At 57.1% G+C, this 12,662-nt stretch carries 14 protein-coding genes, 1 tRNA gene and 1 riboswitch; of the genes, 8 read left to right on the forward strand and 7 right to left on the reverse strand.

Features of this window, described 5'->3' with window-relative positions:
* Positions 1-5: 5 nt before the first annotated feature.
* Positions 6-950 (forward strand): ABC transporter transmembrane domain-containing protein, encoded by a 945-nt coding sequence (locus GOW98_RS01960; protein WP_170329368.1) that lies wholly within the window; start codon positions 6-8, stop codon positions 948-950.
* Between the two features lie 56 nt (positions 951-1,006).
* On the opposite strand, the gene efp is transcribed toward GOW98_RS01960, so the two are convergent.
* The gene (gene efp / locus GOW98_RS01965; RefSeq protein WP_170325421.1) at positions 1,007-1,570 is read right to left on the reverse strand and encodes an elongation factor P; all 564 of its coding nucleotides are present in this window, start codon (positions 1,568-1,570) and stop codon (positions 1,007-1,009) included.
* A gap of 218 nt (positions 1,571-1,788) precedes the next feature.
* Between efp and GOW98_RS01970 the strand changes: the two genes are divergently transcribed.
* Complete coding sequence (locus tag GOW98_RS01970; RefSeq protein ID WP_037310273.1) at positions 1,789-2,109, forward strand: DUF6280 family protein; 321 nt, start codon at positions 1,789-1,791, stop codon at positions 2,107-2,109.
* A 65-nt stretch (positions 2,110-2,174) separates the two neighbouring features.
* Here the strand turns inward: GOW98_RS01970 and GOW98_RS01975 are convergent, their stop codons facing one another.
* On the reverse strand, positions 2,175-2,744 hold the full coding sequence (locus GOW98_RS01975; protein WP_170329369.1) for a cobalamin biosynthesis protein CobQ: 570 nt from the start codon (positions 2,742-2,744) through the stop codon (positions 2,175-2,177).
* Positions 2,745-2,804: 60 nt separating this feature from the next.
* Here GOW98_RS01975 and GOW98_RS01980 point away from each other — a divergent pair, with 60 nt between their 5' ends.
* Positions 2,805-4,262, forward strand: coding sequence for a cobyric acid synthase (locus tag GOW98_RS01980; RefSeq protein ID WP_170329370.1), 1,458 nt, complete (start codon positions 2,805-2,807; stop codon positions 4,260-4,262).
* A 3-nt stretch (positions 4,263-4,265) separates the two neighbouring features.
* Here the strand turns inward: GOW98_RS01980 and GOW98_RS01985 are convergent, their stop codons facing one another.
* From GOW98_RS01985 to GOW98_RS01995, 3 genes are all read right to left on the reverse strand, one after another.
* Positions 4,266-4,886, reverse strand: coding sequence for a hypothetical protein (locus GOW98_RS01985; protein ID WP_254437874.1), 621 nt, complete (start codon positions 4,884-4,886; stop codon positions 4,266-4,268).
* 206 nt (positions 4,887-5,092) lie between these two features.
* Complete coding sequence (locus GOW98_RS01990) at positions 5,093-6,511, reverse strand: TolC family outer membrane protein (protein WP_170329372.1); 1,419 nt, start codon at positions 6,509-6,511, stop codon at positions 5,093-5,095.
* A 96-nt stretch (positions 6,512-6,607) separates the two neighbouring features.
* Positions 6,608-7,261 carry a protein-L-isoaspartate O-methyltransferase family protein gene (locus tag GOW98_RS01995; protein ID WP_170329373.1) on the reverse strand — a complete coding sequence of 218 codons (654 nt, stop codon included), beginning with the start codon at positions 7,259-7,261 and terminating at the stop codon, positions 6,608-6,610.
* A gap of 227 nt (positions 7,262-7,488) precedes the next feature.
* Between GOW98_RS01995 and GOW98_RS02000 the strand changes: the two genes are divergently transcribed.
* A tRNA-Cys gene (locus tag GOW98_RS02000) sits at positions 7,489-7,562 on the forward strand.
* A 15-nt stretch (positions 7,563-7,577) separates the two neighbouring features.
* Here GOW98_RS02000 and GOW98_RS25540 read toward each other — a convergent pair.
* Positions 7,578-7,751 carry a hypothetical protein gene (locus GOW98_RS25540; protein ID WP_217359252.1) on the reverse strand — a complete coding sequence of 58 codons (174 nt, stop codon included), beginning with the start codon at positions 7,749-7,751 and terminating at the stop codon, positions 7,578-7,580.
* Between the two features lie 183 nt (positions 7,752-7,934).
* On the opposite strand from GOW98_RS25540, the gene GOW98_RS02005 reads away from it, so the two are divergent.
* Positions 7,935-8,663 carry a hypothetical protein gene (locus GOW98_RS02005; RefSeq protein WP_170329374.1) on the forward strand — a complete coding sequence of 243 codons (729 nt, stop codon included), beginning with the start codon at positions 7,935-7,937 and terminating at the stop codon, positions 8,661-8,663.
* A gap of 251 nt (positions 8,664-8,914) precedes the next feature.
* On the opposite strand, the gene GOW98_RS02010 is transcribed toward GOW98_RS02005, so the two are convergent.
* Complete coding sequence (locus GOW98_RS02010) at positions 8,915-9,871, reverse strand: NAD(P)-dependent oxidoreductase (protein WP_170329375.1); 957 nt, start codon at positions 9,869-9,871, stop codon at positions 8,915-8,917.
* Between the two features lie 104 nt (positions 9,872-9,975).
* On the opposite strand from GOW98_RS02010, the gene GOW98_RS02015 reads away from it, so the two are divergent.
* From GOW98_RS02015 to cobW, 3 genes are all read left to right on the forward strand, one after another.
* On the forward strand, positions 9,976-10,851 hold the full coding sequence (locus tag GOW98_RS02015) for a LysR substrate-binding domain-containing protein (RefSeq protein WP_170329376.1): 876 nt from the start codon (positions 9,976-9,978) through the stop codon (positions 10,849-10,851).
* Between the two features lie 72 nt (positions 10,852-10,923).
* Positions 10,924-11,132: riboswitch (cobalamin riboswitch) on the forward strand.
* Between the two features lie 94 nt (positions 11,133-11,226).
* On the forward strand, positions 11,227-11,607 hold the full coding sequence (locus GOW98_RS02020; RefSeq protein WP_170329377.1) for a DUF1636 family protein: 381 nt from the start codon (positions 11,227-11,229) through the stop codon (positions 11,605-11,607).
* Positions 11,604-12,659: a cobalamin biosynthesis protein CobW gene (gene cobW, locus GOW98_RS02025; protein ID WP_170329378.1), complete on the forward strand. Its 1,056-nt coding sequence runs from the start codon at positions 11,604-11,606 to the stop codon at positions 12,657-12,659. Before GOW98_RS02020 ends, cobW begins: the two co-directional genes overlap by 4 nt.
* Positions 12,660-12,662 lie beyond the last annotated feature (3 nt).

Here is a 12,662-nt window from a genome sequence, read left to right on the forward strand (position 1 = left end):
CGCAAATGTTTAGGTTATACCGTGCGATCTGGCGTGCCAGCGCTGGGCGGCAGATTATCCTTATTATCCTTTCCATCGCCATCGCTGCTCTGGCGGCGGTCCCGTTGGAGTTTCAGCGCGATATCATCAACCACCTTACGACAGACGATATCGCCACTGAACGGCTGATCTATCTGGGCACGGGTATGATGTCAGTCATCTTGCTGAGCCTCGCCCTGAAATGGTTGCTGGGCTACCGCGCAGGCACGCTGGGTGAGGACATGATCCGCATGATCCGGCAACGGCTGCTGGTCCGCGCATCGGACATCCGCGAATCCGGCGAAACAGTGCGCAAGGGCACTATGACCACTGCCATTTCGGCCGAGGCGGAAGAATTGGGCAAGTTCGCCGGGGGCGCATTTTCGGACCCCGTGGTGCAGATCGGCACGCTGATCAGCGTGATCGGATATATCTCATCCACGCAGCCCGGTTTGGGTATGATCGCCTTTTCCATGATCGTGCCCCAGATCGTCATCGTGCTGATCTCACAACGCAAGGTGAACATCTTTGTGGCCGAGCGTGTTCGCATTCTGCGCGACGCTACCGACAAGTTGACGATCGAAGACATCAATGATGTCGCGCGCGACATCGACGCCCAGTTCGACGATATCTATGAAACCCGCCGCCGCATGTTCCTGTGGAAACTGTCGGCCAAATTCCTGCTGAGCGTCATCAACGGCGCGGGCACGGTCGGCGTCCTGATGTTGGGCGGCTATTTGGTTCTGAACGGCAAAACGGATGTCGGCACCGTGGTTGCGGCCACCAGCGGCCTTGGCCGAATTCAAGGCCCAACCGCCTTTCTGATTGCTTTCTACCGACAGGTCAGCGCCAACCGCATCAAGTATGAGCTGATGATGGAACTCTTCGGCCCCAATCCCGAGCGCTATCGGTATCTGAAGGACAGGCATTAAAAAGACCGCGCGGTCGACGCCTGCGCGGTCTTTTCCTGTTTCGAACAGACGCCAGGTTACGCGCGCTCGGAATATTCCATGGTTTCGGTGTTCACCACGATCATCTCATCCTGACCAATGAACGGCGGCACCATGACCTTGACGCCGTTGTCCAGAATGGCCGGTTTGAACGAGTTCGCAGCGGTCTGCCCCTTCACAACCGGCTCGGTCTCAACGATCTTGCAGGTCACTTTTTGCGGCAGCGTGGCGTTCAACGCCTCAGATTCGTAGAATTCAACGACAATTGTCATGCCGTCCTGCAGAAACGGGCGGCGCTCGCCCAGCAGTTCGGCAGGCAGTTCGATCTGCTCATAAGTCTCGGAATCCATGAACACCAGCATGCCATCGGATTCGTACAGGAACTGCTGATCTTTCTGCTCAAGGCGCACGCGTTCGACCTTGTCCGCCGAGCGGAAGCGTTCGTTCAGCTTCGAGCCATTGCGCAGGTTGCGCAGTTCGACTTGCGCAAAAGCACCGCCTTTACCGGGCTTTACGTGGTCGACTTTGACTGCGGCCCACAGACCGTCGTTATGCTCAAGCACATTGCCGGGGCGAATTTCGTTCCCATTTATCTTGGGCATTACATAATTCCTTCACAAACGGTTGATGCGTCAGTTCCCGTCCCTATATCTGGCAGGACACCACCTGACAAGACAACGACACCTAGTGCTGCACTTGCAGCAAGCCATGCACATGACGCAACGCAACTATGCATTTTAGCTGTATCCGAATCACGTTGAATAGGTCATAAGGACCGTCACGCCGAAAATGCAAGAGCAAGAACAACAAGGAAGACGAGATGAGAGATTTCGTTGACGGCACTGCCTTTAATAATGAGCAAGGCAATCGTGCACGCAAACTTTTCGCGGCCGTTGTGTTGGCTGCACTGGATGACGCCATCGCCGACGACAAGAAATACGGCAATGGCCCCGAACAGATCGCCCGCTGGGCGCGCTCGCGCGATGGTCGCGAAGTGCTGTCCTGCGCGGGTATCGACCCGAACGAACGGGTTGTCAGCGGACTGATGGAGTTCGTTGGTCGTGGCGTGCGGACCTCGGTCGCACTGTCGCGTGAAGAAAGCGAGCGCCGCAATGCCGCTCAGCAGGCAGAAGCTGCATAAACAACGCGACTTCTGAAGGAAAAAACGCGCCTCCGCACTCCGGGGCGCGTTTTTCTTTTGCCCTGTCAAAAGAATAGCAGCCATTGACGGGCGACCCAGATTTCCGCACCCAACAGGGCAGCAAAGAACAGCTTGCCCGACAGGGACAACCCCCTGTTCCACAGCACAACATAGGCTCCCGCACAAACCGCTATTGAAAGCGGCGCTACCAACAGGGCGTGATGAGTGCTGTCCCAATAGCTGACCGGGCTGTGAAAAACCCAATCGCTCAGCGGCCAGAATTGCGGCCGCCCGTCGCCAGCGTGCAACATGAAATCCATCACCAAATGCAGAAGGCCAGCGGACGCAGCCACGTTCAGGAACCGCCAACCACACCAAAGACCAATGCACAGCACCAGCCCCCACAAGATGAACGAGTTGTCGATGGCAAAAACTGTTTGCCAGGCGGGTGAAAAATAAAGCTGATCGAACACCACCTGCTCGGGGATGCCTAAAACAAACAGCGACACGCTCGCCATCACGTACAGCGACAGATCGGGCAGCAACGATCCCAGCAATGCGGCCGCAAGGATCCGCCCCCGTGCTGGCCGCGCAAAGGCGGCGGCACCGATCAAAAGATGCGCGGGCGTGTTCATCCGGGCTTTCCCTTTAGGCTCAAATCAGGTCATCTACGCGCCAACGTATAGGAGACGGCTATGGTTCGCGCCATCATGATTCAGGGCACCGGCAGCAATGTCGGAAAATCGGTTTTGGTCGCCGGGCTGGCGCGCGCCTATACGCGGCGGGGATTGCGGGTCGCTCCATTCAAGCCGCAGAACATGTCGAATAACGCTGCCGTTACCGAAAACGGGGGTGAGATCGGCCGTGCGCAGGCCCTGCAGGCACGCGCCGCCAAGCGCGCTACTCACACAGATATGAACCCAATCCTGTTGAAGCCGGAAACTGATACGGGCGCTCAGATCATCGTACAGGGACAGCGCGCAGGCACTATGAAAGCGGGCGATTATCGCAAAGACAAATCCAAACTGCTCGGTGCCGCGCTGGAGAGCTTTAACCGGCTGTGCGACGACGCCGATCTGGTACTCATCGAAGGCGCAGGCAGCCCGGCCGAGACCAACCTGCGCAAGGGCGACATCGCCAATATGGGCTTTGCTTGCGCCGCGGACGCACCGGTCGTCCTGGTGGGAGATATCCACCGTGGCGGCGTAATCGCTCAGATCGTGGGCACGCAGGCGGTGCTGGATGCTGGTGATCTGGAGATGATCCGCGGCTTTGCCGTCAACCGGTTCAAGGGCGATGTCTCGCTGTTCGACGAGGGCCGCGATGACATTGCCGCGCGCACCGGCTGGCCCTGTCTGGGCGTCGTGCCATGGTTCCACGACGCCTGGAAACTGCCCGCCGAGGACATGATGGACATTCGATCCCACAGCGGCGGAGCCTGCAAAGTCGTCGTGCCGCAGTTGGAGCGGATGGCCAATTTCGACGATCTCGATCCATTGTCCGCCGAACCCGGCGTCTCGGTCGAAATCATTCCCGCTGGACGCCCCCTGCCCGGCGATGCCGATCTTGTGCTGCTGCCTGGTAGCAAATCCACCATCGGCGATCTGACCTATTTCCGGGCGCAGGGCTGGGATATCGACCTTTATGCCCACGTCCGCCGGGGCGGCCATGTGCTGGGCCTGTGCGGGGGTTTTCAGATGATGGGCAAAACTATCGCCGATCCCGATGGCGTGGACGGTCGCCCCGGCACGGTTGAGGGGCTGGGCCTGTTGGATGTGACCACCACCATGGCAGGCAAGAAACAGGTCACTCTGCGCACGGCGCGCACCATTCCTGAAAACGAACCAGTGACCGGATACGAAATTCACATGGGGCGCACCGAAGGCCCCGATTGCGATCGCGCATGGCTTGAGATTGAAAACCGTCCTGAGGGTGCCGCCGACCGGACCGGCCGCATTCGGGGCAGCTATTTGCACGGTATCTTTTCGTCCGACACGTTCCGCGCCCGCTATCTGCAACAGCTGGGCGCGACCTCGGACCTGTCATATGAGGACGGGGTTGAGGAAACGCTGGAAGCGCTTGCGGACCATTTGGAGCAGCATATGGATCTGGACAGCCTGCTGGATCTGGCCCGGCCGCCAAAACGGCCCTGAGGCCTAGTCCAGTTCCCGCTCTGCCAGGGCTCGGTAAATCTCGCGCCGAACCATCTTGCGAACGTTGCGGGTGATGCGCTGACCCAGAACACCCTGTAGTTCTTCCCGAACAACCTGCGCGATCAGTGCCCGCAGCGCGTCTGCGTCCATGACCCGCGCCGACTGTTCACCGTCTGCCTCGCTGGACCGGGTCTTTTTAGCGGTCGAGGAGTCCGAATTCCGGGCGAAGGTCGCTGTCGTCTCAGATTTAAGCTGTTCTGATTCGGTCGCTGTTTCAACGTCGCTGTTTACGGCGATGAACTGGTCTTCAGCATGCCATTTAAGCGATATTGTCGGTGTGCCTGAATATGCGTCATCGCTATCGCCGTCCGGCTCCCACTGGTCCTCGGTCCGGGCAATTGCGGCCTCCAACGCCTCGATTTTGGCGCTCAGACTTCCAACCAGACCTTCCTCCGGCTCAGGCTCGGCTTGCTGTTCAACGGCTGGTTCAGCGTGTTTTACAATATCGCAAGCCCGCAGAAGCATCGGCTTGATAGAGTCTTCGGCCTTATAGGCCGCTTCCGTTTTTTCTGGCTGAGGCTGCTTTTCCAACGACGGTTCATTGACCCGCAGCGCGTCAGTCAAAACCAACCTGCCCGTTTTTCGCGAATTGGTCGACGCAAGGGTACCCGGAGTTTTTCTATCTTCTTCTCTTACAAGACGTTTAATCGAGGACAAAACGTCCTCGATTCCCGCTTTTACGACTTTTTCCGTCATTGTTCTCTACCGCTCTATCCTCAGGATCGAGTGTAGACAAACAAACCGGACCTCACAACAGGTAGTATTGCCCGTTAGTCACGACGCAACGCTTTGAGGACGCGATCCAAATCCCTGCTCTGCCTGCTGACCTGAGCCGGAGCTTTCTTGACCAGATTATAGTAAAGGGTCGGATCGTAAATCTGCACGGCAAGCCCCAGACGTTCCGCCGTCAGCAAACCTTGCGCCTGCAGCAACTGGTATGCCGCGCGGGACCGCTCGGTTCGCGAGGCAACCTCGGCCAGTTGCGCATCCAGTAAGTCCTGCTGTGCGTTCAAAACATCCAGAGTTGTACGTGCCCCCAAGGTTGCTTCTTCACGGATACCGTCAAACGCAACTTGCGATGCACGGACACGTTCGGTCGAAGCCCGCAGGCTGGCAGTGGCAGCCTGGAAAGCGGCATAGGCATCGGCAACCCCTTGGGTGATGTCCTTTTGAACGTTCAGCAGGTTTGCACGCGAAGCATCCCGCGTCGCCATCGCCCGACGTACGCTGGCTGCCAAACGGCCACCAGCATAAATCGGCTGAGTGAAGCGTAGCGCGACGGTCGCGTCTTCAACGTTGTCGTCGTTGTCATAGCTTTCGGTGATTCCCGCGTCCGCGTTCAGGCTAACATTCGGGCCGAGGTTGGCGCGCTGCTGCTGTACGACCAGATCAAGCGCACGCACTTGGTGCTGCGCCGACAGAATCGCCGGGTGGTTGCGTTGTGCGAGACCTACAGCTTCCGGCTCGGACCGCGGCAGGTTCGGCAAACTTGGTTGGCCTGCCGTGCGCCCCGGCTCTCGACCGACAGCATTGACGTATTCCGCTTGCGCAATGCTCAGGTTACCGCGGGCAACCGCCAAGTCCGCTTGCGAACTGGCCAACTGGGCTTCGGACAACGCAACGTCAGTCCGGGTCACCTCACCCACATCAAAGCGATCCTGAGAAGCGCGGAGTTCTTCGGCTGAAACTTCCACGTTGTTCAGGCGAATCTGCACGGTTTCTTCTTGTAAAAGAACACCCAAATACGCGTTCAGACCGCGGAACAGAACATCTTGCTCGACATCCAGAAGGGTCTGGCGGGTGGCCAGAACAGTTTCCTGCGCAGATTGCTTACCAAGAACCGAGAAGCCGCCGTCGTAAATCAGTTGGCTCAGCGTGAGTCCCGTAAAAAAGTTGGATGGTTCTGTCCGCGTAACGACATCACTCGTGGTACGGCGGGTGTAATCCTGACTGACTTCGACCGTCCAGTTGATAATCGGCCGAAGCGCCGACAATGCAATCGCGACGTCTTCATCAGCTGCGCGCAACAACGCTCGGTTCTGTTCCAGCAAGCCGCTGGTATTGTAAGCTCCGATAAACGCGTCGGTCAGGTTATCAGCCCAAACCGCTCGCACCGGCACTGTACTAAGCGCGATTCCCGCAGTCAGTGCCAATGCCTTTACAAGCTTCCCCCCCGTCCATGAACGCATAACGAAATCCTTCTCAAACTAAAATTACGCTGCCCTGAGCGCAGTTTGCGCGTTTATCTTCAACTAATCAAGGCAGCGCAGCAATATGAGAAAGAACTATAGCGAAAATGCACACTCGGCACAAAATGCCTTTAAAATCGGGGCGTTGGCATTGAAGGCATGACGCCAGGTCACCCGCCCACCTGATTTATGCCCGATCCGAACGGTGCCCAGCTCTCTTTCAACGAAAAGGCAGGCAATGCGCCCATGATCCTTGAGTTGGGCGATCACCGCATCGGGCACCTGCTCGACCCCGCCCTGAATCATAATCACATCATAGGGTCCATGCTCAGTCGCGCCTTGCTCTAGCGGTCCAACATGCACAATTGCGTTGTCGGCATCTGCTTCCATCAGGATCGTCTGCGCTTCAGCGGCAAGGGCTTCGTCTTCTTCCACGGCCACGACCAATTGCGCAATGCGCGCCGCAACTGCGGTGGAATACCCCATCGCGGGGGCGATATCCAAAACAACCTCATCATTCGAGATATTCAGCACGTCCAGCATCTTGGCCAGCGTCCGCGGCTCCAGCAGGCAGCGCCCGTTACCCAGATCAATCACGCCCTCGGCATAAGCAGCCTCGCGCTGCGCATCTGGCACGAAGTTCTCTCTCTGAACGGTCAGCATGGCGTCAATGATGGGAAATTTCGTGACGTCTGAAGGCCGGACCTGCGTATCAACCATCGTGCGGCGCCGAGTTGCGAAATCTGTCATTGGATCGCTCATGTTAGTCCCAAGTATGTCCGGCTTGTGCCATATCCAGACGAAACCGGCAACGGCTTGGCGTGGAAAGTTTCGTCAGATCGCAGGAACTTGGTGTCGCACTGTGTAATGTCACGGCAGGTGGGAATGGATTTTTGCGATCAACCCACTGGACGCCCCTGACGAAAGGTGCTAAAACGCCGGCCACACCACGACAAGTATTTGATTTTACTTGAAAAGGCGAGTTGGCGGAGTGGTGACGCAGCGGATTGCAAATCCGTGTACACCGGTTCGATTCCGGTACTCGCCTCCATTTAACTTCAAGTACTTAGTTCTCCCTTATCGTTGCTCCGTCTGAGACGATTAAAATTGCATATTCAGTTTTGTCCCCACGACGTTGCTTTTCACGCGTCAATAGGTCGAGGACTTCCGCGCGCTCGGCATTCGAAAAAGAGGCACTGTGCTCAATATCAGCTGCCACATAACAGAGCGGCCAGCCCATGGAATTTACCATTTAATTTAGCCCCAAGCCAACATGTAGGAGCCTTGCAGCAGCAGTGCCGCGCGCACTAAGGAACCTTGACGTTGAACGACGAAACTACGTCGTGGCAGAAGAGATCACGATGCAGCACCGGCAGCAAAAACGAAGCCTCTATCAACGAAAACACATTGATGCAGACACTCAATGACTAACCCAACAAATCAACTAGAAAACAACCTTTTGGCGTATTTTCGGGGGCAAGACCACTTTGGAGGGCTCGGGCTTGGCAAGCTTTCAGATAACTATGTTTGGCCGAAACGAGGAAGTTTCCCATCATACTCACATCTAGCAGACGTGAACGAGGGAGACGGCGACAACTACGCGAAAAATATCACACTCAAAGAACAATCTCCCCGTATTTGGATAGAAGGCGACAAGCTTGAAATCGCCAAATGGGTGGTTGCTGATTGGGGTGGTATAAAAGGCAACAAGCCCGCGACCATAGCCAACTACGTTGAGGCGATTTGCGGAGGGTGTTATCCAAGCGAACTAAAAGGCGTTGCCAGTTACTCAAAAATTCTAAGCTTCATAGACTTGAGTGAATTTGCCATCTACGAAGCTAGAGTTGCCATAAGTCTAAATGCAATTCAGCTTTTGCAAAACGAGAAGCAGGGCATAGCGTTCACTTATCTTCCTGGGCGAAACACAAAGCTGCAAAAATTCAGGCAATTGCCATCAACTCGGCGTCGCGCATTGTTGCAAACTGGCTGGACAGCCCTTGCGTCGAACGATTGCTACACGTTCTACCTTAGCACCCTAAAGCGAGTGATATATGAGCTGGGATCCGCACATTTATACGAACTAGAAATGTCGCTTTTCGCAGACGCTGAGGAGCTTGCAACGCGATACATTGAGGCGTCAAAATCTGAATGAGCTAAGCTGTGGTGAACTATGACTGTTGCTTCAATCGACTACGCTAGCGTTTGCCACACGCTGTGATGGAGAAAAAGAAGGGCAGCGCACAGCGCTTCCCTAAGTATCTGTGCAACGCCAGGCCGGGAAGCACACGCGAACCAAGACCTCGATATCCATTAATACTTCGTTGCCTACAGAACAGTTACAAGTCCGGCACTCGCCTCCACTTCTCCGATTTGGTTGTTGGTTTCGAACCTGCGTTCAGTGCATCATTCAGCCCGCCTGCCCTGAGGGACGACTTCGTAGCCTGGTTCTTCCGGCTCGTCGTCCAGCATCTCGGTCGGGAAGCCGGGGGCTGTGATGTTCAGGCCAGTGGCCTCTTCTAGCCGCTTGATAATGTTCGGTGACAGTTCGCGCTCTCCGAATCGTGCAATACCGTCGTCAAATATCTTGATCATCACGGGATTGATTTCCAACGGTACTCCGGCGCGGTCGGCGACGTCCTGGAACAGGCCGATATCCTTTTTCACAAGGTCCATCGTGAAAGATATATCGCGCGACCCATTCAGGATGACCTGGCTTTCGGTTTCATGCACAAACGAAGTGCCGGACGAGATTTTGATCGCCTCGTATGTGGTGTTGAGGTCCATCCCGGCGGCCTTGGCGGTCACTAACGCCTCGGCACAGGTGATCAGATTGGCGGTGGCCAAATAGTTCGTCAACACCTTCAGAACTGAGGCCGTGCCCAGTTCTCCGGTATGCAGAACGCGTCTACCCATCGTGGTCAGAAACGACAGAATTCGCTCGAACGTTTCACGGTCGCATCCTGCGAAGATCGAGATATTGCCGGTTGCCGCCCGATGGCAGCCGCCGGACACGGGGCAATCGACGGCGGTACCGCCACGTTCGATCACCATCGCCCCCAGACGCTTGACTTCTGCCTCGTCCGTGGTCGACATCTCCATCCAGATTTTGCCCGGCCCGACCTCGGGCAGCATCTGTTGCATTACAGCATCCGAGGCGGCGGGGGACGGCAGACAGGTGATGACTGCATCGCAATCCCGCATCATCTGCGCCGGGCTTTCGGCAGCTTTAGCCCCCTGGGCCACGAACTGTGTCTCCAATTCGGGGTTGAGGTCATGGACCGTCAGGTCAATTCCGTTGCGCAACAATGAGCCGGACAGTTTACCACCGACATTTCCCAGACCGATAAATCCAACTTTCATGTTTCCCTCCCGAAAGTCGCTGTTTGCGTAAAGCATCGCTGTTGCTTGGCCGAAGCGGAAATGAATAATAAAGCGCATTATGGTCAAAAATTTTTGGTGGTAGTATGGATCGCCTTCCAAACCCAGCTTGGTTACGCAGCTTTGAATCCGCAGCGCGCCATCTGAATTTCACCACCACCGCGCAGGAACTTGGCCTGACGCAGACGGCGGTTTCATTGCATATTCGGTCCCTTGAGGCCGAGTTGGGGCAAAAGCTGTTCACCCGAAACGCGCGCCGGCTGGAACTGACCGAACTGGGGCAGTCCTATTCCCTGACGGTGCGGCGGGCGCTTTCTGATATCGCGCTGTCTACTAATAGCCTGTTTGGCCCTGCCTCGCGCCAGACCCTAACGATCCGGGCGGCGATTTCGACAGCGGCCTATTGGGTAGCTGCCGAGCTGCCCGACTTCACCACGCGGCATCCGGATATCCCGGTGCGTTTGGTTTCCCACATCTGGAACGACAGCGGGACGCCCGGTGATGTGGACGTGGAAATCCGGCTGGGTTATGGCGACTGGCCGGGGGTTCGGTCCGAAAAGCTCACCGATGAAAAGCTGGTTCCGATCTGTCGAGCCGGAGACCGTTCACCAAAACTGACAAATGGGCCGCTGATTCACATCCTTGGATACGAGGATAATTGGGCGCGGTATTTTCAAGCCATCTGCACTGCGCCCCCCGATCAACCGCCCCGGCATTCAGTGGATACAACGGTGGCGGCGCTGCAACTTGTGATGGCTGGTGCTGGATACGCTACTATCCTGGAACGGTTTGCCAAAAACGCAATTCGGCAGGGTGCGCCGATTGCAATTGCGGGTCCGGCGATTCCTTTCGCCCAGTCGCATTATCTAGTCAGTGCTCAACAGTCTGTGCAACCCACTGCGGCGGCGGGGTTGTTCTGTGCCTGGCTGCGGGACCGGCTGGCAGCGGATGCCGCTGATTGACATAGGCTGGTCGCTTTTCTGATCCTTGCGCTTTCTCACTGCGTCTCGCGCTTGACAAGGCCCCTGCCCGTGCCGCATGTCGCTTGCGTTGGTGTCCATCTTCGGATGGATGAAAAGGGAATGCGTCAGCGGTCATCCGTCAAACGCAGCCGCCCCCGCGACCGTGACCGGAGAGGGTGCCCAAAGCCACTGGCCTGATAGGCCGGGAAGGCGGGACATCCGGCAGAGGCCCGCCTCTGACATCCGCAAGCCGGGAGACCTGCCAACACCCGAAGATGAAACCGGGCGGGGTGTTCCGGTGTCGGGTCCATGTCGCAACACGTGGCCCGCATGAAACCCCGTCCCCCGCGATGAGGATTTGGGGGGATGAGAGACATGACCGAGACCGCACCAGTCGAGCTGCTGGTCTGCACCACGTGCCGCCGCGGCCTGCCCGTCGAGGACGACGCGCAACGACCCGGCACCTTACTGCATAAAGCGTTGGAACAGGCGGATCTGCCCAAGGGCATCACACTGAAAGCCGTGGAATGCCTGTCGAACTGTGATGAGGGCTGTTCCATCGTTCTGCGAGGCGGGCCGGATCGCTGGACATTTGTCTACGAGCACCTCAACGAAAACGACCATGTCGAGACCATCGTGGAAGGTGCCACAAAATACCTCGCGACCGAGGACGGCCTAGTCAAATGGCGCGAACGCCCCGAACATTTCCGCAAAAACTGTGCGGCCCGTATTCCCCCGATTGGAGCCCTGAAATGAGCAACCTCGAGAAACTACCCGTCACTGTGATCACCGGCTTTCTGGGCTCGGGCAAAACGACTCTGGTCAAACACCTGATGCAGAACCCGCAGGGCAAGCGTCTGGCCGTTGTCGTCAATGAGTTCGGCGATGTTGGTGTCGATGGCGATATCCTGAAATCCTGCGCCATTCCTGACTGCCCTGCCGAAAACATCATGGAGCTGGCAAACGGCTGCATCTGCTGCACCGTGGCCGATGACTTCATTCCGACCATCGAAGCGCTAATGGCACTAGAGCCACGCCCCGATCACATCCTGATCGAAACCTCCGGGCTCGCCCTACCCAAACCGCTGCTGAAGGCCTTCGATTGGCCCGATATCCGGTCCAAGATCACCGTGGACGGTGTGATCGCTCTGGCCGATGCCGAGGCCGTCGCTGCCGGTCGCTTTGCCCCGAATGTCGAGGCCGTGGATGCCCAGCGCTTGGCCGATGACTCGATCGACCATGAAACACCCTTGTCCGAAGTGTTCGAAGATCAAGTCTCCTGCGCTGATATCATCCTGTTGACCAAACCCGATCTGGCCGGTCCAGAGGGTGTGGCCAAAGCCAAAGAGATCATCGCAGCCGAAGCTCCACGTCCCCTGCCTGTCGTCGAAGTCGCCGAAGGTGCCGTGGATGTGCGCGTCGTTCTTGGTTTGGAAGCTGCTGCTGAGGATGACATGGACGCCCGTCCGTCACATCACGACGGCCACCACGATCACGAGCATGACGATTTCGAAAGCATCATCGTCGACCTCCCGGAACAGACCGATCCGGCTCAACTGGTCGCCAATATCGAACGTCTTGCCAATGAGCTGAACATCCTGCGCGTCAAAGGCTATGCCGCCGTTGAAGGCAAACCGATGCGCCTGCTGGTGCAAGCCGTGGGTGCCCGTGTACGACACCAGTACGACCGCCCGTGGGAGCCCGGTGAAGAGCGCCGCTCGCGTCTTGTGATCATCGCCGAGCATGACGACATCAAAGAGGCCGCGATCCGCGATATCTTGGTGGGTGTGACCGAGGCCGCCGAATAAACC

It is taken from the genome of Ruegeria arenilitoris (assembly GCF_013032445.1).
GTDB lineage: Bacteria > Pseudomonadota > Alphaproteobacteria > Rhodobacterales > Rhodobacteraceae > Ruegeria > Ruegeria arenilitoris_F.

What these genes read in the sequence shown, in the direction of transcription:
- GOW98_RS02020 (WP_170329377.1), top strand. Translation starts at nt 11,227, where the DNA reads ATGACCGAGACCGCACCAGTCGAGCTGCTGGTCTGCACCACGTGCCGC.
- efp (WP_170325421.1), bottom strand. Translation starts at nt 1,570, where the DNA reads ATGCCCAAGATAAATGGGAACGAAATTCGCCCCGGCAATGTGCTTGAG.
- GOW98_RS01975 (WP_170329369.1), bottom strand. Translation starts at nt 2,744, where the DNA reads ATGAACACGCCCGCGCATCTTTTGATCGGTGCCGCCGCCTTTGCGCGG.
- GOW98_RS02005 (WP_170329374.1), top strand. Translation starts at nt 7,935, where the DNA reads ATGACTAACCCAACAAATCAACTAGAAAACAACCTTTTGGCGTATTTT.
- GOW98_RS25540 (WP_217359252.1), bottom strand. Translation starts at nt 7,751, where the DNA reads ATGGGCTGGCCGCTCTGTTATGTGGCAGCTGATATTGAGCACAGTGCC.
- GOW98_RS01970 (WP_037310273.1), top strand. Translation starts at nt 1,789, where the DNA reads ATGAGAGATTTCGTTGACGGCACTGCCTTTAATAATGAGCAAGGCAAT.
- GOW98_RS01980 (WP_170329370.1), top strand. Translation starts at nt 2,805, where the DNA reads ATGGTTCGCGCCATCATGATTCAGGGCACCGGCAGCAATGTCGGAAAA.
- GOW98_RS02010 (WP_170329375.1), bottom strand. Translation starts at nt 9,871, where the DNA reads ATGAAAGTTGGATTTATCGGTCTGGGAAATGTCGGTGGTAAACTGTCC.
- GOW98_RS01960 (WP_170329368.1), top strand. Translation starts at nt 6, where the DNA reads ATGTTTAGGTTATACCGTGCGATCTGGCGTGCCAGCGCTGGGCGGCAG.
- GOW98_RS02015 (WP_170329376.1), top strand. Translation starts at nt 9,976, where the DNA reads ATGGATCGCCTTCCAAACCCAGCTTGGTTACGCAGCTTTGAATCCGCA.
- cobW (WP_170329378.1), top strand. Translation starts at nt 11,604, where the DNA reads ATGAGCAACCTCGAGAAACTACCCGTCACTGTGATCACCGGCTTTCTG.
- GOW98_RS01990 (WP_170329372.1), bottom strand. Translation starts at nt 6,511, where the DNA reads ATGCGTTCATGGACGGGGGGGAAGCTTGTAAAGGCATTGGCACTGACT.
- GOW98_RS01995 (WP_170329373.1), bottom strand. Translation starts at nt 7,261, where the DNA reads ATGACAGATTTCGCAACTCGGCGCCGCACGATGGTTGATACGCAGGTC.